The organism is Micromonospora polyrhachis (assembly GCF_014203835.1).
GTDB lineage: Bacteria > Actinomycetota > Actinomycetes > Mycobacteriales > Micromonosporaceae > Micromonospora_H > Micromonospora_H polyrhachis.
In genome coordinates this window covers 5,500,523-5,523,437 of sequence record NZ_JACHJW010000001.1, presented here as the reverse complement: position 1 = coordinate 5,523,437, position 22,915 = coordinate 5,500,523, and the positions used below count along the sequence as shown (strand labels likewise).

The window sequence follows — 22,915 nt, the reverse complement described above, 5'->3', positions numbered from 1 at the left end:
GGAATTGGATCTTCCGAATGGGCCGGTCCGCTCCGTAGGGTCGACTCCGCAACATGAGCAACAATCCGCTGAGGTGACCCGACGATGTCCTATCCACCACCCCGGTATCTTGCCGACAGTGGCACGGTCAGTGCCGTCCACCGGCCCGCCACCGTCGAACCGGACCTCACCATCGGAGTGAAGTCGAAGGTCGGCTACCTGGCCACCGGCGACACCACCGACGGCGAGTTCGGCCTGTACCGCTGGGACATGGCGGGTATCCCCAACACGCCCGGCGCGCACTACCACCGGACGATCTCCGAGTCGTTCTTCATCCTGGCCGGCACGGTGTCGCTGTACGACGGCGGGAAGTGGATCGATGCCACGCCGGGCGACTTCCTCTACGTCCCGCCCGGCGGCGTGCACGCCTTCAGTAACAACTCCGGCGCACCGGCCTCGATGCTGGTGCTCTTCACCCCGGGCGCGCCCCGCGAGACGTACTTCGAGGAACTCGCCGAGATCGTCGCCTCCGGCCGGCAGCTCACCGCTGAGGGGTGGACCGAGTTGTACGCCCGGCACGACCAGTACGCGGTCGAGATCTGATCCGGGCACCCAAGCTCGTGTGGACGATCAACGCTGGGAAGGGGCCTTCCTAACGTCTGCAGAGAAAGGGGTCCTTCCTAACCGCTGGGTATCCGCGTTTCGAGAGCGGACTTCCCGGGTGCCGGGACCTGGATCACTCGCTCGCCTGGGAGCTGGCCGAGGGCTGGGCTGCCCCGGCCGGTTCTCCGTCGGTTCAGCTGTGCATGGACCAGGTACACCGTCGTGAGGGCGAGAATGCAGGTGCCCAGGGAGACGACGACCGGGCTGACGTCGTTACGTACCCACACCAGCAGGATGTAGCCGACCATGCCGATGGCGTGATCACCGATCGAGCCGGCCGGGCGGGTGTCCAGCCACGCCACGAACATGCCGATCAGGGCCAGCACCACGATGATGCCGATCAGGCCCGCTGCTCGGTACGCCTCGGCAGCCGGCGATCCACCGATCGCGCCGACCCGGTCGGCGATCGTGGTGGAGAAGACCCGCGCGTCGGTGTGCACCGACGGCGCATCCAGCCCGAGCAGCCGGGAGAAGAGGATCCGTTGCAGCGGAGCCCAGTAGGTGCCCCAGCCGACGAACGACTCGCCCCACTCGTCATGCCACCGGTGGACGAGCACGAGCGGGCGGATGGAGGCACCCAACTCCGCCAGGCCGTCCAAGGGGTTGACCTTTATGTCGCCGAGACGGGCGGCGGACAGGCCGGCGTCCCGTAGCTGCCGGATGATCGAGCCCGCCGACAGACCGGCGAGCAGTAGCGGCCCCATCCACCACCGTATCCGGATCTCGCGCCGTCGGGCTGTCGTGACCAGCCATGCCGCCAGCGGGAATATCACCTCGCCGCGAAGTCCGACGAGGAACGCCGGGATCGCGAAGACGGTGAACACCACCAACCCCCATCGGCGCAGTACGACACTCGGGGCGAGCCCCAGGGCACCCATGCCGATACCGGTGAACAGGTTGGCGAAGGCCATGGCGTTGTCGTCTGCCCCGGCCCGAAAGTCCAGGTAGGGCAGGGTGACGAAGCCCAGCCCCGATCCGGGCGTGTTGGCGAACCACAGGACGACGCCGGCCACCAGCAGGACGAAGCCCAGTATTCCCACCTGTCTGGTCCGCTCATCCTGACCGGCTGGGCGGTCGTCCGCACCGCTGTCTCCCTCGACCGGGCGCGCCAGCGGGACAGCCGCTTCCTGGCAAGCCAGCGGGGCCGCCGCGCCACCAGCCGACCGCACAGCCGCGCCACCAGCCGACCGCACAGCCGCACCACCAGCCAGCGAGGCGGCTGCCTTCTTGCCGTGTTGGTGCAATCGCGTGAGGAGAGCGGCCGGGTAGCCGGTCAACAGAGCCGAGTAGCCGATCAGGAACGCGAGCACGCCCACCGCGACGCTGACGATCGCCGTACCCGTCGTGCTGAGCTGCCACCAGGGCTCTACGCCGTTCAGCAGCGCCGTGGGGGTCTGCCTGGTCGCGAGATAGGGCAGCAACCCCGCATGAAACAGCCCGAAGAGCAGCAGGTAGACCGACGCCAGCGTGATGCGGCGACCGACGACCATCCGGGCGGCGACGACTATCACGATCACCACCAGGACCGTGACCCCGGCGGCGGCGACCTGGGGGTGCTGGCTGATCGCCGAACGGAGGACCAGCACGCTCACGAGCAGGCTCGCAGCGGCAGCCAGCACCCAACGCGGCTCGGTTGATCGGGACGGCGTCATGAGTTCCCCTCCGGCCGCAGTCCCTGCTGATACATCGCGACATCGTGGGCAACCGCGAGCTCCAGCGAGAACGGGCTCGACCGGAACCGGGCCCGTGCGAGGTCCCGATCACGTGAGGTCGGCCTGTCCCCGCTGATGACCTCGCGAATGGCCGCCGCCCAGGCGGAGATCGGCGCATCGCGGTCGACGACAGTGACGCCGGGCAGTTCGTCGGCGATGAAGCAGACCCCGGGAAGATCTGAGGCCACGACCGGGGTGCCCAGCGCCGCTGCCTCCAGTACGACGCCGGGCAGACCTTCCCGGTCCGACGGTAGGACGACTACGTCTGCCTGACTCATCAGGGTGCCCACATCGTCGCGGGAACCGAGCAGGTGGATCCGGTCCTCGACCCGGTTGATCCGCGCCGCCTCGCGTAGCTGGGCGTCGTCGTCGCCGTCGTACGGGCCGACCAGCACAGCACGGGCCGCGACACCACTGGCCCGCAACTCAGCGATCATGGGCGGCAGCATCCAGCGGCGTTTCTCCGGCGCGGGCCGCCCCACGTGCAGGCAGACGACCTCCTGCGGGGCGGCTCCGATCTGGCGCCGCAGGTCGGCACCGGAGTCGCGATGGAGCCGATCCAGGTCCAGCCCGTTGGGCACGACCCGACAGCGGGGGTCCGACTGCCAGGTCGGCAGGTAGCCGTGGGTGAGGGTGCCCGGTGACACCCCGGTGATGTCGGTGGCGAAGGTGTGGATCAGTCGCCGCATGGTCCAGCGCTGGGCGCGGCGTCGGAGGCTGTTGCCATGGGTGTCGCCGTCGCTGCGGAACTGCGCTACGCGTACCGGGACCCGGGCGGCGGCGGCCAGCAACAGCGGTGCGCCGGAGAAGGTGGCGAGGTCGGCATGCACCGCGTGTGGGCGGACGCGTCTCAGCAGGGCCAGGAAGTTCCGTGGAAAGTCGAGCCCGAGCGAGAGTGGGTGGACGGTCGCGCCGTGCGCCTGCGCGACCGGGGCCAGGCTGCCGGGCCGTCCGTTCAAGGTGACGAAGTGGACGACGACACCGGCCGCTACCAGCCGGGGCAGGAGATCGAGCGTACGCAGTTCGGCGCCACCGACGTCGAGCGTCCCGAGGACTCGCATGACCACACATTCGGGGGCGGATACCGCCAACCCGCCGACGTTTCCGCGCGTCGGCGCACCGCCAGTACGGCAATCGGACACCGGAATCCTCCCACTCGTCACCTGGTTCCATCAGCACAGGCGGACTCTCATCGAACCTATCGAGGACTTTATCGAGCTATTTGCTAAATAGGAGTTTTTTAGCTCTTTACAGCTAATGTCGGCTTTGCCGCTTCTGTCGCCATACGATCTGCGACCCGCTCCGCCACCGCCAGCCGCCGACGCAGCAACCTCCAGGACACAAGAGACATTCCGCCGTAGAGCGCAACCGACGCGAGCGCGGCACCGTAGGCACCCCAGAGCCGGACCCCGACGGCGAACACCCCCGCCGCAGCAACGCCCGACCCGACCCCCAGCACACCAGCGGTGCCCATCCAACCGCCGCCCAGCAGAGCGCGACTGGCCACCGCGAAGGGCGCGAAGGCCACCTCGGCCACCAGCAGCACCAGCAGCAGCGGGCGGGCATCGGCGAAGCCCGCGCCGAAGACCGGGACGATCAACAACCAACCTCCGGCGGCAACCCCGAGACCGAGCACGATGGCCGACCACACAGCGAGCCGCCGGGCCCGCAACGCCACTCCACGCCCGCCACCCGAGGCGACCTCGCGGTTGAGGATCTGCCCCAACGCCGTCGGGATGAGCCGTGGCATCCCACTCAGCGAGGAGGCCACCGAGTAGACGCCAACCGTCGCCGGACCGGCGAACGCACCGAGGGCGTACCGGTCGGCCGCCAGCGTCACGGCCAGTCCAGTGGTCAGCCCGAGCGCCCAACCACCGCTGCACAACAGGCTGGACAGCTCCGTACGGTCCCCGGCCCGAGCCGCCAGCAGCTTGACGACGGACAGGTGGGCCGTCTGCACCGCCGCGACGACGAGCATGCCCACCCCCTGTGCCAGCAACAGCACCCAGGCACTGCGAGCGGTGACCGCTCCACCCAGTACCCCGGCCAGACCACCGGCCGCCACCGCAGCGGCCCAGCTGCCCCCGGCGCGGAACCGCCCCGCCGCATACCAAAGGTCGGGAAACTGGACCAGGGCGACGTGCCCGACCGTGACGACCGCGATGGCGACCAGAAAACGGGGCTCGGCCAGTTCCGGATCGATGACGCGCGCCGACAGGACCGAGCCGATCGCGGCGAGTCCGGCGGCGACCACCACGGCCAGCATCGACCACTGGGTGAACGTGGCGAGCAGGCGTCGCCGACGTACCCGGGTCGCGGTGGGCAGGCACGCGCGCAACGCCGGACCGGTGCCCATGCCGGCGAGCAGCGCGGCGATGCTGGCCATCGTCGTACCCAGCACCATGAGGCCGCGACCGTGCGGTCCGAGCAGGCTGCTCGCCAGCAGCGCGGCCAGCGCATTGGTGCCCGCCTGGATCGCGCCGGAGCTGGTCAGCAGCGCTACGGTCCACCGCCGACCCGAGGTCACGAGGTCGCGCTCGCTGGTAATCGTTGCCTACTGGCGCCGGCCACCAGCCGGTAGTACGCGGCACGTCGTCGGGTGAGTTCCTCGGCGGAGAAGTCCCGCGCCCGGGCGAGGTTGCGGGTGGATGCCGCCGCCATCCGATCCGGGTCGGTCACCAGGCGGCGGATCGCGTCCGCCAGCCGGACGGGATCGTCCGGGGCGACCAGGTGTTCGGCCCGCAACAGCTCGGGGATACCGCCGACGGCGGAGCCAATCGCCGGCAGCCCGCGCGCCATCGCCTCGACGAGCGCCCGGGGCAGCCCCTCCGTTCGGGAGGGCATCACGAACAGATCGGCGGCATCGAACTGCCGACGGATGGCGTCCCCGGGGGACAGCCATCCGGTGAAGGTGACCCGGTCGGCCACCCCCAGCCGTACGGCGAGCTGCTCCAGCAGGGGGCGGAACCGGCCGGCACCGACGTGCACCAGCCGCAGCGACAGACCGGATCGTACGAGGATCGCCAGCGCCTCGAGGAGGGTGTCGATCCCCTTGTACATCTGCTCAAGTGAGCCGACCGAGACCAGCGTGTCGGGCGCGCGAAACCGGTCGGCCGTCCGGGGATACGGGACGTACGAAACGTCGTCGAGGTCCACGTCGGATACCCCGAAGCTCGGTGCCATCCGCCCGGCGGGATACCGGGACTGGAGGGCCCGTTCGGTCACGTACGCCGCCGCGACGGCGTTGTGGCACTGCCGCCGGAGGTTGGCCGTGGTCAGGTTGCGCAGCATCGGCCGCAGCGGATGTCGGATGGTGCCCGGGGCCAGCAGGTCGTACGGATCGCCGATCACCTCCACCGCGTACGGCCGGCCCTGCCGGTCCAGCGCCGAGGCGAGCAGGGTCCCGATCGGCGACGGGACCCGTAGGATCACCGCGTCCGCGTCGGTCACCGCAGCGGTCACCGATCGGCGGATCCGCGCTCGCCGGAGCAGGTACTGCCGTGGCCCGAGGTAGTACGGCACCGGCCAGACCTGCACCCCGGGCCCGTCGACGCGTACGGCGTCGTCATCGGGCACCGCGACGTCGGCGACCCGCGCGACGACCCGGACCGTGTCGAAGGCCGACAGGTAGCCGGTCCACGCCCGGTATGCCGGCGGGATACGGGTCCACACCGCCCCGTCCGGGGTACGCAGGAAACGTACCTCGGTCGTAACCGCCACCCTCATCGGTCGACACCTTCGGCGGCGTACTCCAGGATGTCCACCACCTGCGCGACGGTCACCTGGCCGTCGAAGAGGTGGGCGGCGCGCCGACGGGCGTGGCCGCCGCGCTCCGTCAGGCGACCCGTCGTGAATTCCTGGTACGCGGTCTCCAGCGCCGCCTCCAGCGCGGCCACGTCCCCGCGTGGTACGACCCAACCGCTGCGCTCGTCGACGGTCTCGGGTAGTCCGCCGGCGTCGCTGACGATGCTGGGGATGCCCATGGCACCGGCCTCCCGGGCGGCACCGTGGGCCTCCGACAGTGATGGGCTGAGGCTCACGTCGGCCGCGCCGTAGTACTGCCGGACGTCGAGCACCGACTCCGCCCAGGTGATGCTCGGGTCCGCCGCGACGTCGAACCGGTCGAGGAGCTTCTGGCGGTGCTTCTCGCCGACCTCGGTCCAGCCCGCGCCGACCAGCAGCAGGTGCGATTGGGGATGCCGGGCGTGGAAGGATCGCCACGCTGCCAGCAGTAGCTCGTGGCCCTTGTGCCCCTGGCTCCGGTCGACCAGGCGCTTCGGCGCGTAGACGTACGACACCATAACGGCGACGAACGCATCCTCGTCGATGCCGATCTCGGCGCGGGCCTTCGCGCGCTGTACGGCCCACCCGGGTGATCCGGCGGTGTGGCCAGCCGCGAGCCAGGTCGGGGTGAAGCGATCCAGGTCGATACCGAAGTGCGCGATCGGGCGGCGGTGCTCAGGGCAGCCGAGTTGGCCGTAGCGGCGTGAGATGTCGGCGGTGCTGCACAGGGTGACGTCGTCCAAGCGCCACAGCACCCGCTCCACCTGGCAGATCGTCCGGGACTCCAGATACAGCGGGCCTGCCGAGGTGTAGACCCTGGCCAGCGGCAACCCGATGGTGGCGAGGCGGGCCGCGAGGGCCGTCGCGTGGAAGTGATAATGAAGGACGTCGACGCGCAACCGCTGGACCAGGCGACGTAACCGCCACAGTCCGCGCACCGTGGCGACGTTCGGTCGGAACGTGAAGTCGAAGGGTGCCTCGACCACCTCGAAGCCGTCTGCGGCGAGGGCCAACGACAGCCGACCGTTGCCGGGTGGCAAGATCACCACGACCTCGTGGCCACGCCGTCGCATCTCCTGAGCTTCCAGGAGGATCCACGGCGCGCCAGTGTTGATCTTGCACAGCACGGCGATCCGGAGCCGTTTCATGTTGGCCTCTCAACAGTCCGGAGATGTCACTAATCGCATCTGAGCGACCACTCTAAGTAGCTTCATTGGGACATTCGGGGCGAACTGACAAATTGCAAAGACTCTCGCTATCGCTGGTCAAGCCACCACCGCCTGCCCGCTGTCAGGGGGCCCACCGCTCGCCGATCAGCGGCCAGAAGCCGCGGACCAGGAAGACACCGAAAGCCAGGATCACCAGCCCGCCCAGCGCCTCGATCCAGACGACGAGGAAGTCGGGCCGCTGCCGGGCGTCCTGGATCGTGCCGGAGGGGTCGGTGGCTGCGTACCGCACCCGCATGGTCCCGCCCTCGACCGGTTCCGGGTCCACCCGGAAATCATGGACGTCGGTCTCCACCCGCCGGCCGTCCGCTGTCGTGAAGGCGACCCGGACAAAGCTGTCATCACCCAGCCGCGTCACCTCAAGGACGACCGCCGGCCCCACGATGCCGTGGTCACGAAGGGCGACCGCCTGCCGGTATGAGCCGAACGCGGTCGCCCACAGGATCACGGCGACCGCCACCGCGATGAGCCCCGTCGCCACGACGGAGGCCCGGGTCACTCGGCGAGGTCTCATCGTGGCGACCATCCCTGTCTACGAGGCGGGTCGCAACGCTACCCAGCCGGCTCGCTCGATCGTTACGAGGTCGGCTGGTGGTCGTTACGAGGTCGGCTGGTGGTCATACCCGCCCAGAGCCTCGACGCGGCACCCAGTGCGGCCATGTCGCCAGTGACACCGACGGCAGCTGCCCAACCGACGTAGCCGTCGGGGCGTACCAGCACCGCATCCGCTCCCAGCCCAGCCGTGACGGAAACGTGGTGGACGCGGGTTCCCCAGGGCGCGACTACCTCGGCGAACGCAGCCGGAGCCACCGACGTCAGCAGAAGTGCCCGCCCGTCGCGCAGTAACCGGGCCACCCGGTCGGACCCGTCTGGCGTTTCCAGGTCGAGGTCCGGCAGGTGCCGACCGAGCAGCGGATGCGACGGGCCGGGCAGGTCGTAACGGATGTCGAGACCCGAGATCATGCCGGCGACGATCCGATTGGCCTCCGGCACGCCCAGCAGGTCGGACACAATGTCGCGCAACGCGAGGTTCTCCTCGTCGTGGACGAGTAGGACCGCCTGCGCCCGGGTGTTCGCCAGTACCCGGGCCGCCACCGGATGCCGCTCGGCGTGGTAGGTGTCGAGCAGGCCCGGGTGCGCCCAACCGTGCACCTCCGCCGCGAGCTTCCAGCCCAGGTTGAACGCGTCCTGGAGACCGAGGTTGAGTCCCTGGCCACCCATCGGCGAGTGGATATGCGCGGCGTCCCCGGCGAGCAGGACCCGGCCATGGCGGTACCGTTCGACCTGCCGGGACGCATCGGTGAAGCGGGAGGCCCAGTGGATTCCGGTCAACTCGACGCCGGGTCCGACGGTGTGGTGCAGCGCCCGGCCCACCTCGGCCTCGCTGATCGGGGTGTCCCGGGAGAGTGTCTGCTGCTCCGCCCCGTAGAACAGGAAGCGGTGTACGCCGTCACCGATCGGGGCCAGGTAGCCCTTGCCGGTCCGGTCCGGGGTCATGACCGGCAGACTCCAGGTCGCCGACACGGCACCGTCCGGATCATCCAGGGTGATATCGGCAACCACCGAGAGCAGACGACCGTCCAGCCCGGAAAAGTCGATACCCAGCAGCTCGCGGACCGTACTGCGCCCACCGTCACAGCCAACCAGGTAACGGCCCCGCAGCCGGGTCTCGCCGTCCGGCCCGTGTACGGTCGCCTCGACCCCGTCGTCGTCCTGTGCCAGGGCGGTCACCTCGTACCCGCGTAGGACCGGGACGCCCAGCGCGGCAAGCCGCTCCTCCAACAGGGCCTCGACTCTCCCCTGCGGTATCCCGATCATGTACGGGTGCCGGGTGTCCCAGGTGGTGAAGTCCAGTCGTAGTCCGGCGAAGTGGCCACCCGGCACCAACTGCACCGCCTGATCCATCAGCGGTTCCAGCAGACCGCGTAGCTCCAGCACCTCCGCCGATCGGGGCTGGATGCCGAGGGCCTTGGACTGCCCGCTGCGCTGAAGCAGCCGTTCCACGACGACGGCGCGGACGCCAGCCAGGCCGAGTTCGGCGGCCAGCATGAGCCCGGTAGGCCCGGCACCGATAACGATCACTTGGGGGTTCGTCACAGCGGTCCTCCGTCCGACAGCGCCGGTGCGCTCACCGGCCGCCGCGAGACGGTAGAACGAAAGGGGCCACTTCCCGCAACGATACCGACGGGCCAACGGCGTAAATGCTGTTGAGCGGGCCGCACGGATGTGGAATCGTCCGATCGTGACGGACTACCGTACGGTCAACCGGGCCAACTGGGACGAGCGAGCCCCCGCGCACGCGGCCTCGCCGGACTACGCCGTGGACCGCTTCCTCGAAGATCCGGGCTACCTCAGTCAGGTAGTCCAGTTCGACCTGCCGCGTCTCGGCGAGGTCGCCGGCCTGCGGGCCGTACACCTGCAGTGCCACATCGGCACCGACACCCTGTCACTGCACCGGCTCGGTGCCCGGGTCACCGGACTCGACTTCTCCGGTGCCTCCCTGGCGCAGGCCCGTAGCCTCGCCGCCCGTACCGGCGCGGAAGTCGACTTCGTCGAGTCCGATGTGTACGACGCACCCCAGGTGCTGGAGCCGGGCAGCTTCGACCTGGCCTACACCGGGGTGGGCGCGCTGTGCTGGCTGCCGGACATCCGACGCTGGGCGCAGGTGGTCAGCACGCTGCTGCGGCCGGGCGGCCGACTCTTCCTCCGAGAGGGCCACCCGATGCTGTGGGCGCTCGACGAGCCCCGGAGCGACGGCGTGCTCGCCGTGAACTACTCCTACTTCGAGCGCCCGGAGCCGGTGGTGTGGGAGGAGCCCGGCACCTACGTCAGCACCGACACGACCTTCACCCACAACGTGACCCACGAGTGGAACCACGGGCTCGGCGAGGTCGTCACGGCGCTATTCGAGGCTGGCCTGGACCTGACCATGCTGGTGGAGCACGACAGCGCCCCCTGGGACGCCATACCCGGCCATTCGGTCCTCGACGAGCACGGCGAGTGGCGGTTGGCCGACCGGCCCTGGCGACTGGCGCAGACCTACACCCTGCAGGCCCGCAAGCGCTCCTGATCCGCTCGTCAGTGTGGGTCGACCACGACGGCACCGGGCGGTACCGTCTCGGCCTTGAGTTGCTGGATCCGGTGCCGTAGGGACTCTTCGGTCTCCGGCGAAGGCGGGTCACCCTGCTCGCGACGCCAGCGGGCGAACACCAGGTCCACCTGCGCGGCGTGCAGGCGGTGCAGCCGCAGGTAGTCGCGATGGTTGCCACGCCACAGTGCCTGCACTCGCGCCCGGAACCGCAGCGACGCGTTCACCAGGACCGGAACCTCGGCCGGGGTGACCGCACCGTGCCGGCTGTCGGCTTCCGCCCGGAGATGCCGATACAGCGCCCGGGTCTCCAGGCGCAGCGCGATGACGACGAGAAGAAGCAGTACGGCGAAGGCCGGGCCCTTGAGGACGATCAGGTTCAGCGGCTGCACGACGAAGAGCTGGAGCAGTGAGTTGTCCGACTCCCAGTAGAGCCGCCCCATCGCGAAGATGTCCCAGACCAGGTGGGCCGCGACGGCGAAGGCGAAGCCACCGCCGGCACAGACCACCCGCTTGCGCCAGTCGGTGAGCTGCATGGCGAGCCCGACACCGGCACCGATGATCCCCGTGTACGTGGCATGGCCGACCAGCAGGCCGGTGACCTGCCGATACCAGTGCTGGTAGAGCACGGTGTCGAAGCCGCTCGTCATGTAGGTCATCGACTCGACGAACTGGAAGCCGAGGCCGACGCAAGCGCCGATGACGATGCCGCCGAGCATGCCGTCGATCCGCCGCCAGGCGAGCAGCACGATCACGACGACGCCCGCCCCCTTCACCAGTTCCTCGGGCACTGCGGCGGCGGCGGCGTGCGCGATGATCGCCGCAGTGCCCGGCAGCACCTCCACGGTGATGACGACGTGCAGTACCCCCTCGACTATCTGGGAGAAGTAACCGGCGACGAGCACACCCCAGGCGAAGGCGACCAGGACCAGTAGCCACGGCGGCTTGCGGTTGCGCTGCATCCGGCGGAAGGTCAAGAGCGCGAAGACGGTGGTGGGGATGCTCAGGAGCGTGCCCTGCCAGGCGAGCCCGGCCTGTAGAAGCGTGACCAGGACGAACAGGGTGGCCGGGATGGCGAACACCAGTGCCCCACCGATGGCCCAGGTGAGAAAACGAGCACGCGGGGATCTGCCGGATATCGACACCATGATGACGATGGCGGCAGCCACGACGGCGGCGAACATCGCGATGCCGGTGACGACCATGTTGATCACGCCCAGGACGCGTACCCCGGGGTCGTCGTTGCGGATGATGCCGACGGCCGACGCCGCGGCGATCAGCAGCAGCAACCCCTCACCGATCGTGAAGGCGGCCCCGAGCCGGTCGAGCCGGTATCTCTTCGGTTCCTCCGCCGGCGACGCCCCGGAGCTACTCGGCTCCGGTACGCTGCTCGGCTGCGCTGTCGGCTCGGTCATCGCTCGATCTTCACGTGCACCCAGGCGAGCACCTCCTCCAGCCGGTCACCCTGGACGGTGGCCAGCACGAACTGGTACGTCCCGGCCGGCACCGCGCCGGTGGTGCTCAGCAGCACCGGGTCGGTGCGCAGGTCGGCGAGCTTCGACAGGTCGACGCTGTTGGTCTGGTGGCCGACCGCGTCGTACCAGCTCGCCCGTACGCGTTTCCGGCTCACTGCCCCGACTGCACGTTCCTCGACCGTGGCGACCGGCACCTGTCCCAGCTTGAACGTCTGCTGTGGACGCTCGGTCATTCTTGCGCTCATCGGATCGTATGCATAGAGCAGGATCGGCAGCGCGGACGAGCGCTTCGGAGTGGTCGGCCAGGAGACCGCCAGTGCGACGACGGAGGCGAGGAGGGTGACCACCGCGAGCAGGCCGAGGATCGCCACCACGCGTACCGGTAGGCGGGTCTCCACGGACTCGGTCCCGTCTGACATGACCTCCTCCAGCTCCACTCCGGTGGGTTACCCTAACCCACGCGGACGCGATGGTTGTAAATCTGTGCGTGTACTGGTGACACTCGGTCGAATCCCGTCATGTCAAATCCCGTCACCCGGAATGGGAGGCCATGCTCGGAGCGGACTCTGTCGGCAGCTTGGCCGATGGCGTACCCATCGACTGCGGCGGAATGGCCGACGGCCTGGCCGGCTGCTACGGCGCGCTTCCGGTCGTCGGCATCGCTGCGGCCGTTGCCATGGGTGGTGCCACTCTCGTCGGCTACACACTCTTCTCCGTATTCTTTCCGCAGGTGCTCAACGCTCTGCTGGGCATGCCCACTCCGACCGTCGCGCCGACTACGAGCGCGGCACCCACGGGTACCGCATCGGTCGCTCCGGCGATCGCTACCGCGATCAACACCGGACTCCCATCAGGCACCCCGACTGCGACCACCGCCACCTCCCCGCCTCCGGCCTCGACCGGGGCGGTGGACCCGGCGAGGCTGCGTCGTTCTACCGGTCCGACCGGTAAGGGCACGCACAGTTGGCAGCTCGAACCGGCCACAGCGGAGGGTGCTGCTGCGAGCCCAAGGGCGGCCGAGCAGGCACTGATCGAGGTGTCGCGGTCGATGGCGGATGCCATCCAGCAGGCGGTCGACACCGGCAGTATCTCCAAGAGCAAGCGACCGGGCATGGCCGGGGCGTTGATGATGCCCAACGGTGAGATCACCGTCCACACCAGCATGACGGCGGACAAGAGCACGACGCCGGCGACCCAGCCGTCGGTGCATCCGCTGCTGCGAGCGTTGCTCGACCAGACTGCGCAGCAGCTGCCCAGAGTCGGCGCCGGTCACGGCAAGTGCTCGGAGGTGGCCCTCATCTCCGACCAGCTGTACCAGCTCGAACAGCAGTGGATCAACGAGGGCAAACCGGGCACGCTCGACGCGTACGCACGCAGCAAGTTCGACGGCGCCAAGATCGTCACCCATCAGCTCGGTCAGGCGTTCAGTGACGGCACCGAGTACCACCACGGTGACTACCGGCCGCCGTGCCGCTCCTGCGAGGTGTACGTACCCGCGCTGGGCATCGAACCGATCACGGACCCGGAACGGGTTGTCGCCCCGGAGCGGGTCGCCGATCCGAGTCCACCCCCGGAGACGGGCGTCCTGGGCAACGATCAGACGCTGGTCGAATCCCGCCCGTACGACGACCCGCAGGGCCTGCTCACGCCATCCCAGGCGGACCAGCAGGCGCTGGAGAACGCGGTGCCCAAAGACGCGGACAACCAGCCGGAGGTCCACCCCGATCCCCGGGTCGGCCAATGGGCGTACCTGGTCAACGACGGTGGCCCCACGAAACCAGGGCGAGACAACAACTGTGCCGACGTGGGCCTGTCATTCCTCTCCACCTGGTACGGCGATCCGCAGGTCGCGGCCAGCACCGCCGACCCGACGACGGCGGAGGCGGGCAGTACCGCCCGCCAGCAGCAGTGGCTCGGCACCAACTTCAACTCCCACGGCACCGGCTCGGCCGCGTTGGACGCGATCGCCGACCGGCTCCGCCAGGCCGGCCCAGGCTCCTCCGCGCTCATCATCACCAGCTGGACCGCCGAGGCCGGGGGCGGTGCCCACACCTGGAACGCGGTCAACCACGACGGCACGATCATCTGGGTCGACGCCCAAAGCAGTACGGTCTCCGACACCGGGCCGATCCACACCACCGTCGTCGACGGAGTCTGGTCCATCATCCTCGACGCCAATGGCGCCCCTTAAGCTAGTAGTGCTTTGTTAGGTTGGGACGAGTTGGCGGCAGTGAGGTTCCCCCGGTAGTTCGGAGACTTTGATGTTCCCCGGGTTTGGTGGAGTCGGTTTGGTTGACTTTCGTGCGGTTCGCTCGTTGAGGAGTGACGTGCCGAGGAGTTACCCACCCGAGTTCCGTCGCAAAGTTCTGGATCTTCTCAAGGCTGGTCGGTCGGTGGCTGACCTGGTCCGGGATCTCAACCGGCAGCGCTGGCGCACCCGCATCGAGCTGGCCAACGCCATCTTCGAGTACCTGGAAATCTTCCACAACCGACAACGCCGCCACAGCTCACTGGGCATGCTCAGCCCCACCGAGTACGAGAGAGTCCGACCGATATCCCTGTCCGTGGCATGAAACCAACCACGACGACTCCGTGAAACCCGGGGAACATCAAACCCTCCGCGTTATCGGGGGAACCTCAAGTTATCGGATCCGTAGGTCGGGGACCTGGCGACTCGCGAAAACCATATGAATTCGACTCCGACGCTGATTGACAGCCTGGCGATCCCAGCCAGGCGGTGACCAAACGGGAATGTCGCAGAATCCTCCGCCGCGTTGCCAGGCGGATCGATCAACCTGACAGCCTCCCCATCCGCAAGTGGTACGGCGTGTGGCATCATGTGCTGCCTAGAAGTGTGGAGTCCATAGTAGGCCGAGGTGGGGCGGGTTGATGAGGGCTCACATGCGGCGATACGCCGTGATGCCGACGTCGGTGTCGATGATGTTGGTACTGGCCGCATGTGGTGGTGGGGACTCGGGAGACGACGCAGCCACGCGACCGACCGCTGCTGCGTCCAGTGTGGGAACCAACCCGGATGGCCAGCCCGGGCGCTCGCCGGACGATCCGGCGGGGGCCACAGCGATGGAAGCCAAGCTGAAGGGCATCATCCTGACCGCCGGCGACCTCGCCGAGTTTCAGATCACCGAGGTGCCCGATGGGAAGCGGGACGTCCCGGTGAGCACGGCAAGCCCCGCTGCCTGCCAGCCGGTAGAGGACACCCGCCTCGACGCGTACACACCCGAGCCCCAGGCGACGGTCCGTCGCTATGCGGTGGCAACCAGGGGCGACTACCGGGGTGTCGGGTCCACCATCACGTTGGCCGCGTTCACTCCTGCCGACGCCAAGCAGGTCATGGCGAGCGTGCGTGCGGCGGTGACGGCCTGTGGGGAAGGCTACGCCGGAGGCGCGCTTACCTTCACCCAGGTGAGCACAGTGGATTCGGTTCCCGTTGGCGACGAGGCCGTGTCGTTCCAGTTGGTCGGCCGGGGTACCCAGCCAACGTGGTACACGATCGTCCGCCAGGGCTCGACCCTCGTTCGTTTCGCCTCCTCCACGACGAGCGGCCAGGCTGGACAGGTACCGACCCCGCTGGTCGTCCAGCAGGTGATGAAGCTCACCGCGGCCGCGTCCGGCTCCTAGCGCCACGCCGGCGGCTACCGGATCGGCACGCCACGCTTCGGTCGCCGTCAAGATGCTGTCGGCAGCCCTAATCCCGCACCTCGACGTGGCCATGACGGGCCCGTGAGAATCCGCTTGCAAAAATGATTGATCGGAACGGATGGGTAGATGAGGTCGACCCTGTTGGCGGTCGTGGTGCTCGCGGTCGCGGTGCTGGTCAGCTGGTTGGCGAGCCGGAGGGTGGGGCGCCGAGGTGGAGGCCGGATCCGACAACCACGGATTCCCCAGCCGGGCGAAATCTGGTGGGCGTACGTACCATTCCGGGAGATTGACGAGGAAAAGCACCGCCCGTGTCTGGTGTTGAATGTCACCGCCAACTACATCGACATTCTGAAGATCACTAGTCAGGACAAAAGCCACCGAACCGACCACATCGAGATCCCGACCCGGAGTTGGAGTCCCAACAGCACCAAGAACAGTTTCTTGGATCTGTCAGCCCCGATTCGGATTGGCTGGGCGGACCTGGACCGGCGGGCCGGCGTAGTCGATGCCGGCCCGTGGCAACGCGTCTGCCAGCTTCATCAGGTGGGACGCACTATCCCCCAACCCCCTGCCGAATATCTCGCCCCGCTACCGCGCGAGCGTACCAATCGGCCCGTGGCACGTGTGCTCGTTGCTGTCGTGACGTTTTTCGCCGTACTGTGCGTGTGCGGGCCATGTTTGAATAACTTCGTGCCGTTCTTTGGCAGCTCCGGGAACGTCGATGGCAGCCAGGGCGATACCCACCTGTACCGGCTTACGGTGGTGGCGGGTGACGCCAGCCGGTCCGGATATCGCATCGACAGCACGCTTGCCGGCGATCGGTATCCGAAATCCACCGCGTTGTGGGTCGGCTGCGACGGCAAACCGCTCACCATCAGCTACGAGATCGACGGCCGATACAAACGCCTCGCTGCTACTGCCGGGCTTGATGCCCACACCCCAGCGGGTCTGGCAGCGAAGATCGTGGTCGCTGGCGACGGCAAGACACGCAAGAGTGTCACCGTCACCCGAGACACCACGGCAGCCATTGACATCGACGTCACCGGCGTGCGCCTTCTGACGCTATCCGCCGTGCGCACCAAAGGCAGCTGCGAACTCGCATCGCGACCGTACGGCGCGCTAGGCGACGCCCTGCTCATCCGGTGAAGCGGTCGGACGAATCAATGGGTAGGTCACCGACCGGGCAGAGCGAAGGGGAACGCGCGGCCATGGACATGAGCGGCTGCGGCAGCGCCTGATCAGCCGGGGCGTCGATCTGTTGGGCGGACCGCACCGAGAGTCGTCCTCGGAGGGCGGTCAATGAGCCTGGGTCCGATGCGAGTACGGCATGGGTGAGAGATGGGTCCCTGGTGCTACTTCACCGCTATTAGCGAAGGTAGCTCCTATTCGGGATCGTCGGGATCGTTGCCCTCGTAGAGCTCGAAGTTCTCCGTCATGTTCAGCTCGCGACCCTCTCGATCGGGATAGCCTTCACAATGTGCTCGACGACTTCTACGGTTCTTTCCACTGACCGACGGATTGGTATTCGACGGCGACGAGTAGGTGGTCGGAGGCAGCCCAGCCGAGGGTGGTGTCTTCGACGGTGTGTCGGTGTACCCGGCCGGGGTGCGCTGGGTCGGTGCGGTGGTGGATACGGTCGGGGCGTTGGTCGCCGTGTAGGTGGCCGGTGGTGGGTTGCCAGGGCCCGCCGCAGGTGGTGGCGGTGTCGTGGAACCCGGCGGCGTGGCAGGATCCGCTCGGCTTCCGGGTCGCTGGTGGTGGGCCAGGTGCCGCCGAGGAACACGTTATGCTCGTGATGACCGAGAGCGGTGGTGAGGAGTTCTGCTTCCCGCTGGGCCTGGTGGGCTTCGCCGGCCGGTGGTGCGTGGTAGTTGGCGACGGTTACCCGGTGGCCGTGGACGTCGAGGGTGAGCCAGGTCAGGCCGTACCGGAATGGTTGGTCGGTGGCGGGCCGCCAGGTGCCGGGTACGGGTCGGATGCCGGGCCGCCACAGGATGCCCAGGCCGACACCACCGGCTGCCGCGATCGTGGGGATGCCATCGTGGGTGCGGCAGTCCAGGCGGGTCTCAAGGGCCATCCGGAACAGTGCCGATTCTCCGGGGAGGCCCTGTACGGCGATGATGTCGGCCTCGGAGTCGAGGATGACCTGTTCCATCAGTTCGTCGCGCCTGCGGTCGGGCCGGTCCGAGTGCTGGTAGTCGCGCAGGTGGTAGGTGGCGATGACGAGCGGCTCTGCCATGATCAGTCGCCCTCGTCCTTGTCGTCTTCTGGTGGTGGGGATGGTCGCCACATGCCGTGCAGGACGAGGCCGCCTCCAGCGGGTGTCTTGTTGTGGGGTGTGTAGCCGTGCCGGGCGTACCAGTCACCGACCTGCTCGTCAGCGGTGACGGTGTAGGCGTGGATCCCGGTACGGTCCAGCCGGGCATGATGATGGGCTAGTAACGCATGGTCGTGGCCCTGCTGCTGTGCTGCCGGTGTGACGGCGAGCCAGGCCAGATGGTGGTGGGCTTCGGCCGGGTGCTGTTTGGCGAGTAGTTCTTCCAACCGGGTGAACCGGTCGGCGTGTCCGCCGCAGGTGTCGGCGAGCCGGTGCGGATAGCCAGCCGGTGGTGGAATGGGCCGGTAGCGGTGCAGCCACACCGCCGCCCCCACCAGGCCACCAGTCTCGTCGTCGCGGATGACGTCGATCTCACCGAACATCAACGCGTGCTCGACGTGGATACGCAGATAGGCGGTCAACACCGCCGTCCGCCACCCCGGATCGGAAACAAGCCAGCCGGCGGCAGGCAGGTCACGCATCGCCGTCGCGGCCAGGGCCGCGAGTGCGCCGATGTCACCCCACCTTGCGCGTACGACCTTCACGAGTGCACTCATCAGAGCCTCTTTCGGATTAGGGTCAGCGGGGCGGGGCGGACCCCGGGCTTCCGGACCACGACAGAACCCTGTTGCCGCAGGGATCGTCGTCGCAGCCGGGTCCGCCCCGCCCCCGTCTGGGTTCTCCGGCGCGTAGAGCGGCCAGCCGTCGCTAAGTCGGCTGGTCAGGTGTGTTGACGGCGGCCGATGGTAGAGAAGACCGTGTCGCCCAGCAGCACGGTCTCCGGATGCGTCAACACCTCCGCCAACGCGTCCAGGTCCTCGGCGTCGACACCGGCCTCCAGCAGCGGGCCGCGCAGCGTGCGGGCCACCGTCAACGGCAACAAACACCCCGCCGTGCCGCCCCGCCACGACCGGGCATAAACAGCGGTGTCGACATCCACCAACCCCGCATCCACCATCGCCTCGGCCGTGTGAGTCACCCAATACAGGTCACCGCCCGACTCGGTGAACACCTCCGCGAGGGCGGAACGAAACCGGCAGTAGATACCGGCCGCGTCCGGAACCGGGGACGACAACACCAGCCCCGACCAGCGGCCCCAGTCCTCGATTACCAGCGGCTTTCCTGGGCCGAGCGCCCGTGCGTACCGGTGCACGAGTTCCCACCTCTGTGGCCAGCCGGCGAACACCAACCGGGCATGCACCAAATCGAACACCCCACCCAACAACGGATCACGCTCGTCGTTCCGGCCGACCACCGTCACCCGAGGATGCGACCGGACCAGATCCGGACAGAGCCCGGTGGCGATTACTTCACCTGTCGGACCGATCCGATCCCCCAACCAGCCGGCCACCGACCCGTTCCCCGCACCCACCACCCAACACCGACCGCCCCAGGCAACCCCCGCCCTGCCTAACCGGTCGCAGGTGAACCCGTCCAGGACCGTCGACAGGTAGTCCAACACCCGCCGCCCGCCCTGCTCATCACTGTCGAACACCTGACGCAACGCAACAGCCGTCATCAAACCCCTCTCCGAGCCATACGCATGAACAGAGCGATCACCGCAGCGGGCCACCCGGCGGCAAGCCCGCCGGACGCGCCGGCTGGGTCGAACAGTTCGGGCAGGTCAACGTCACACCGCAGACCCCACACCAACGCCGAGAAGCCCGGTACGACACCAACCCAGCCGCGAACCCCAGCAAGATCCCGCCAACCGCCACAACCAGATGAAGCAACCGACACCTCCGCTTCTTTCTGTGAAGCGATCAACCACGATCCGCTACTGGCTTAAGCCAGATTGCCTACCCGAAGCACTCTTGTCAATGGGCTGGCTTAAGCCACCTGAGATAGTCTGGTCCGCATGACATGGGGAGGATCGGCATCATGAGTGATCGGGCAGACCGACGGCCTCCCAGCCGCCGGATCGCCGACGAGCTACGGGCCGCGATCATGGACGGCACCCTTGCGGAGGGCGATCAGCTCCCGTCCGAGCGAGAACTGGCAGCGAGGTATGCCACCGCTCGGAACACTGCGCGTGAGGCGTTGAACATCCTGCAAGCTGAGGGCCTTGCCGTGGCTCAACAGGGGCGAGGTGTCTTCGTACGTCGGCGTCGTCACCTGATGCGGCTCGGTCGGAACCGATACTCCCGGCAAGCCCGGGCCGAAACCGGACTGTCGCCGTTCCGCATCGAGGTCGAGCGTCAAGGCCGGACTCCGCACACCGAATGCCGGTCGGTGACAACAAACTTGCCACCTGCCGATGTCGCCGAGCGGCTGAACCTGGCCGATGGCCAGGAGATAGTTCGCCGAGAAAACTGGTACTTCGCCGACGATGAGCCTGTCCAGATCGGGATCACGTACATCCCCGTCGCCGTGGCGGCAGAGTCAGTGCTGGCCACCGAGAAGAAGCTTGGCAAGGGCAGCATCTATCAGCGCTTCGAAGACTTGGGGTACCCGATCGTCCGCATCCGCGAAGAGGTCAGCGCCCGCATGCCCACGCCGGAAGAGGTCGAGAACCTCGCAATGCCGCGTGGCGTGCCCGTAATCGAAGTACTCCACACCAGCATCGACAATCAGGGCCGACCGTTCGAGGTGACCCGCTTCGTCATGCGTGCCGACCTGAACGGCCTGGACTACGAGATGTCCGTTGATGACTGACAGTCCGACCATCAGCCGGGCAGGGCTGGTCCGGGTAGCGACCCTGGCACTGCTGTGGGGATCGGGCTTCCTCTGGATCAAGCTCGCACTGCGCGGCTTCAACCCGGTACAAATCGTCTTCGGCCGGCTCCTGCTCGGGTTCGTCGTACTGATGCCCATCGCCCTGTCCCGTGGCCTACGTTTCCCACGAGGCTGGCGCATCTGGGGACACCTGTTCGTCGCCGCCCTGATCGCCAACGCGATCCCCTACGTCCTGTTCGGCGTAGCCGAGGAAACCATCGGCTCGAACGTGGCCGGCGTGCTCAACGCAACGACCCCGCTGTGGACCCTGCTACTCGCCTTCACCATCGGGGTCGACCGTACGGTCACCAGGTGGAAGGCCGCCGGGTTCGCCCTCGGGTTCCTTGGCGTGGTCGCCATCTTCTCGCCCTGGAGAACCGCAGACGAGATCGCAAGCTGGGGCGGTGTCCTCTGCCTCGCCGCCGCTGCCAGCTACGCGGTCAGCTACATCTACATGAGCCGCTATCTCACCGGCCGGGGAATCAGCCCTCTCATGCTGTCGACCAGCCAACTCGGCGCAGCCACCGTCCTGCTTGCTGCGGCGATCCCAATCGCTGGGCTGGAACCACCCGCCTGGCGAGCCGACGCCGTGTTGAGCCTGCTCATACTCGGTGCACTCGGCACCGGGATCGCGTACGTCCTGAACTACCGGATCATCCAGGACGAGGGACCAACTGCCGCCTCTGCCGTCACGTATCTCCTGCCGATCGTCGCGGTGTTCCTCGGCTGGCTCGCCCTGCGCGAAGCAATCACCATCTGGATCGTGCTCGGCACCATCCTGGTCCTCGTCGGCGTCACACTCAGCCGGAGGCAGCCAACGAGCGCCAGCGGCAGTTGATGAAGGCAGACACACGAGCGGGAGGTCACGTTGCAGGTCGATGCAGGACGCGCGATTCCGTGAGGCATGGGTCGCCGGCCGGCGCGGACCGCGAGCGGTCGAGATCTCTTCGTGTCACATCGCGTCGTATCACCGATGATGCATACACTCGCTGGATGTTCGCCCCCGGATACCCCGCATCAACCCGGCCGCCGATGGTTCGCCCGCTCTGGTCGCTTCCTGGGCCAGCCCTCGGCGCGCTGCTCGGCGCCGCACTGCTCACCGCGCCGATCGGACCGCTGGGCAGCGCGATCCAGCACGACCTCGGACTGACCGCCGCAGCCACGGCGGCGACCATGATCGCACCGTACGCGGTGGCAAGCGCCGCCCTGATCGTGCCTGGCTACCTGCTCGGCCGGCGATGGCCCACCGCAGTTGTAGTGCCGGCGCTGCTGTTCCTGCTCCTCGGGAGCGTGGTGAACGCCTTCGCGCCGGGGGCTGCGGTGATGGCGGTCGCTCGGGTCGTCGGCGGGCTGGGCGCCGGGGCCGTTCTCGGCGTCGTTCTCGGCCTGTCCGGTCAACTGGGCCGCATGCGTTCTCAGGCCCGACTGGTGCTCGGAATCACGCTCGGCGCTGCGCTCCTGCTCGGCCCCGTCGTCACCGGCATCCTGACGCAGATACTGGCCTGGCGATATGCGCTATTGATCCCCGCACTACTGGTTGTCGCCATCGCACTGGCCGTTACAGTCGTGACCGGCATCGTCATGTTGGTTCAGCGCGGGTCCCAACCAAGCCCGCCGGCCGCCCCGGCCACGACAACGCCACTCCCCAGCGAACCCCAGTCTCCGCTGGCAGATTCAGCCGGTCGCTGACAAGCCGAAGAACGTACCAACAGCCACATCGCCCCGCAGAGAACTAGATTCTCCGACGTCAAGACCGAGGGGGTACGGCGGTGAGCGGGCGGCGAGACTACTACCAGGATCCGGACGCGCCAGCGGCGAACAGCCTCGTACCGGGTGGCTCCGCGCTCGTCACCGACGAGGCAGGTCGGGTACTCATGTAACGCCGTACGGACTCGGGCAACTGGTCCCTGCCCGGCGGGATCATGGAGATCGGCGAAACCCTCCAGCAGTGCGTCGTACGCGAAGTCAAGGAAGAGACCGGCCTCGACATCGAGATCACCGGGCTACTCGGTATCTACACCGACCCGAACCACGTCATCGCCTACAGCGACGGCGAAGTCCGCCAGGAATTCAACCTCACCTACCTGGGCCGCATCGTGAGCGGCAACATCACGGTCAGCGACGAGTCGAGCGAGGTCCGCTTCATCGACCCCACAGAGTTCGACCACATCCCCATCCACGACACCGTACGACTACGCCTGCACCACCACGCCCAGGATCGCGAGACACCTCACCTGGGATAGCCGGACCAGATAACGGCCGATAACCGCACTGCGGACGCCCCCCTCCTAAGCTGA

General features: G+C 67.9%; 20 protein-coding genes and 2 pseudogenes. 10 read left to right on the top strand and 12 right to left on the bottom strand.

The genetic code is table 11. The features are described 5' to 3' along the window. The first annotated feature begins 84 nt into the window (after positions 1–84). A complete protein-coding gene (locus FHR38_RS24505; RefSeq protein WP_184536869.1) occupies positions 85–582 on the top strand; it encodes a cupin domain-containing protein in 498 nt (165 codons plus the stop codon). 77 nt (positions 583–659) lie between these two features. On the opposite strand, the gene wzy is transcribed toward FHR38_RS24505, so the two are convergent. The 7 genes from wzy to FHR38_RS32940 form a co-directional block, all read right to left on the bottom strand. Continuing rightward, a complete protein-coding gene (gene wzy, locus FHR38_RS24500; protein ID WP_184536868.1) occupies positions 660–2,294 on the bottom strand; it encodes an O-antigen polysaccharide polymerase Wzy in 1,635 nt (544 codons plus the stop codon). Then, positions 2,291–3,415 (bottom strand): glycosyltransferase, encoded by a 1,125-nt coding sequence (locus FHR38_RS24495; protein ID WP_184536867.1) that lies wholly within the window; start codon positions 3,413–3,415, stop codon positions 2,291–2,293. Before FHR38_RS24495 ends, wzy begins: the two co-directional genes overlap by 4 nt. A 179-nt stretch (positions 3,416–3,594) precedes the next feature. After that, positions 3,595–4,881 carry a lipopolysaccharide biosynthesis protein gene (locus FHR38_RS24490; RefSeq protein WP_184536866.1) on the bottom strand — a complete coding sequence of 429 codons (1,287 nt, stop codon included), beginning with the start codon at positions 4,879–4,881 and terminating at the stop codon, positions 3,595–3,597. Further along, the gene (locus tag FHR38_RS24485; protein WP_184536865.1) at positions 4,878–6,080 is read right to left on the bottom strand and encodes a glycosyltransferase; all 1,203 of its coding nucleotides are present in this window, start codon (positions 6,078–6,080) and stop codon (positions 4,878–4,880) included. Before FHR38_RS24485 ends, FHR38_RS24490 begins: the two co-directional genes overlap by 4 nt. Next, positions 6,077–7,285, bottom strand: a complete 1,209-nt coding sequence (locus FHR38_RS24480) for a glycosyltransferase family 4 protein (protein WP_184536864.1) — start codon at positions 7,283–7,285, stop codon at positions 6,077–6,079. Before FHR38_RS24480 ends, FHR38_RS24485 begins: the two co-directional genes overlap by 4 nt. Before the next feature lie 142 nt (positions 7,286–7,427). Then, positions 7,428–7,877 carry a DUF3592 domain-containing protein gene (locus FHR38_RS24475; protein ID WP_184536863.1) on the bottom strand — a complete coding sequence of 150 codons (450 nt, stop codon included), beginning with the start codon at positions 7,875–7,877 and terminating at the stop codon, positions 7,428–7,430. Positions 7,878–7,939: 62 nt separating this feature from the next. Then, positions 7,940–9,460, bottom strand: coding sequence for an FAD-dependent monooxygenase (locus tag FHR38_RS32940; protein WP_221449167.1), 1,521 nt, complete (start codon positions 9,458–9,460; stop codon positions 7,940–7,942). 145 nt (positions 9,461–9,605) lie between these two features. On the opposite strand from FHR38_RS32940, the gene FHR38_RS24465 reads away from it, so the two are divergent. Further along, complete coding sequence (locus FHR38_RS24465; RefSeq protein WP_184536862.1) at positions 9,606–10,433, top strand: class I SAM-dependent methyltransferase; 828 nt, start codon at positions 9,606–9,608, stop codon at positions 10,431–10,433. An 8-nt stretch (positions 10,434–10,441) separates the two neighbouring features. Here the strand turns inward: FHR38_RS24465 and FHR38_RS24460 are convergent, their stop codons facing one another. Together FHR38_RS24460 and FHR38_RS24455 are read right to left on the bottom strand one after the other, a co-directional pair. Next, the gene (locus FHR38_RS24460; RefSeq protein ID WP_184536861.1) at positions 10,442–11,866 is read right to left on the bottom strand and encodes a PrsW family intramembrane metalloprotease; all 1,425 of its coding nucleotides are present in this window, start codon (positions 11,864–11,866) and stop codon (positions 10,442–10,444) included. After that, a complete protein-coding gene (locus FHR38_RS24455; RefSeq protein ID WP_184536860.1) occupies positions 11,863–12,345 on the bottom strand; it encodes a hypothetical protein in 483 nt (160 codons plus the stop codon). Before FHR38_RS24455 ends, FHR38_RS24460 begins: the two co-directional genes overlap by 4 nt. Positions 12,346–12,476: 131 nt before the next feature. Here FHR38_RS24455 and FHR38_RS24450 point away from each other — a divergent pair, with 131 nt between their 5' ends. From FHR38_RS24450 to FHR38_RS24435, 4 genes and pseudogenes are all read left to right on the top strand, one after another. After that, positions 12,477–14,117, top strand: coding sequence for a YwqJ-related putative deaminase (locus FHR38_RS24450; RefSeq protein ID WP_184536859.1), 1,641 nt, complete (start codon positions 12,477–12,479; stop codon positions 14,115–14,117). Between the two features lie 223 nt (positions 14,118–14,340). After that, positions 14,341–14,499 (top strand): annotated as a pseudogene (locus FHR38_RS32540) (IS3 family transposase); the annotation flags it as partial. Between the two features lie 508 nt (positions 14,500–15,007). Further along, positions 15,008–15,565, top strand: coding sequence for a hypothetical protein (locus tag FHR38_RS24440; RefSeq protein ID WP_184536857.1), 558 nt, complete (start codon positions 15,008–15,010; stop codon positions 15,563–15,565). 147 nt (positions 15,566–15,712) lie between these two features. After that, complete coding sequence (locus FHR38_RS24435) at positions 15,713–16,732, top strand: NPCBM/NEW2 domain-containing protein (protein WP_184536856.1); 1,020 nt, start codon at positions 15,713–15,715, stop codon at positions 16,730–16,732. A gap of 292 nt (positions 16,733–17,024) precedes the next feature. On the opposite strand, the gene FHR38_RS24430 is transcribed toward FHR38_RS24435, so the two are convergent. From FHR38_RS24430 to FHR38_RS24420, 3 genes are all read right to left on the bottom strand, one after another. After that, on the bottom strand, positions 17,025–17,825 hold the full coding sequence (locus tag FHR38_RS24430) for an endonuclease/exonuclease/phosphatase family protein (RefSeq protein ID WP_184536855.1): 801 nt from the start codon (positions 17,823–17,825) through the stop codon (positions 17,025–17,027). A gap of 2 nt (positions 17,826–17,827) precedes the next feature. Then, the gene (locus FHR38_RS24425; protein ID WP_184536854.1) at positions 17,828–18,460 is read right to left on the bottom strand and encodes a GNAT family N-acetyltransferase; all 633 of its coding nucleotides are present in this window, start codon (positions 18,458–18,460) and stop codon (positions 17,828–17,830) included. 164 nt (positions 18,461–18,624) lie between these two features. Next, positions 18,625–19,422 (bottom strand): class I SAM-dependent methyltransferase, encoded by a 798-nt coding sequence (locus tag FHR38_RS24420; RefSeq protein ID WP_184536853.1) that lies wholly within the window; start codon positions 19,420–19,422, stop codon positions 18,625–18,627. Positions 19,423–19,784: 362 nt separating this feature from the next. On the opposite strand from FHR38_RS24420, the gene FHR38_RS24415 reads away from it, so the two are divergent. From FHR38_RS24415 to FHR38_RS24400, 4 genes and pseudogenes are all read left to right on the top strand, one after another. Further along, positions 19,785–20,558, top strand: coding sequence for a GntR family transcriptional regulator (locus FHR38_RS24415; RefSeq protein WP_184536852.1), 774 nt, complete (start codon positions 19,785–19,787; stop codon positions 20,556–20,558). Next, a complete protein-coding gene (locus tag FHR38_RS24410; protein WP_184536851.1) occupies positions 20,551–21,456 on the top strand; it encodes a DMT family transporter in 906 nt (301 codons plus the stop codon). Before FHR38_RS24415 ends, FHR38_RS24410 begins: the two co-directional genes overlap by 8 nt. A gap of 155 nt (positions 21,457–21,611) precedes the next feature. Next, positions 21,612–22,307 carry an MFS transporter gene (locus FHR38_RS24405; RefSeq protein WP_184536850.1) on the top strand — a complete coding sequence of 232 codons (696 nt, stop codon included), beginning with the start codon at positions 21,612–21,614 and terminating at the stop codon, positions 22,305–22,307. 80 nt (positions 22,308–22,387) lie between these two features. Further along, positions 22,388–22,861, top strand: a pseudogene (locus tag FHR38_RS24400) (NUDIX domain-containing protein). Positions 22,862–22,915 lie beyond the last annotated feature (54 nt).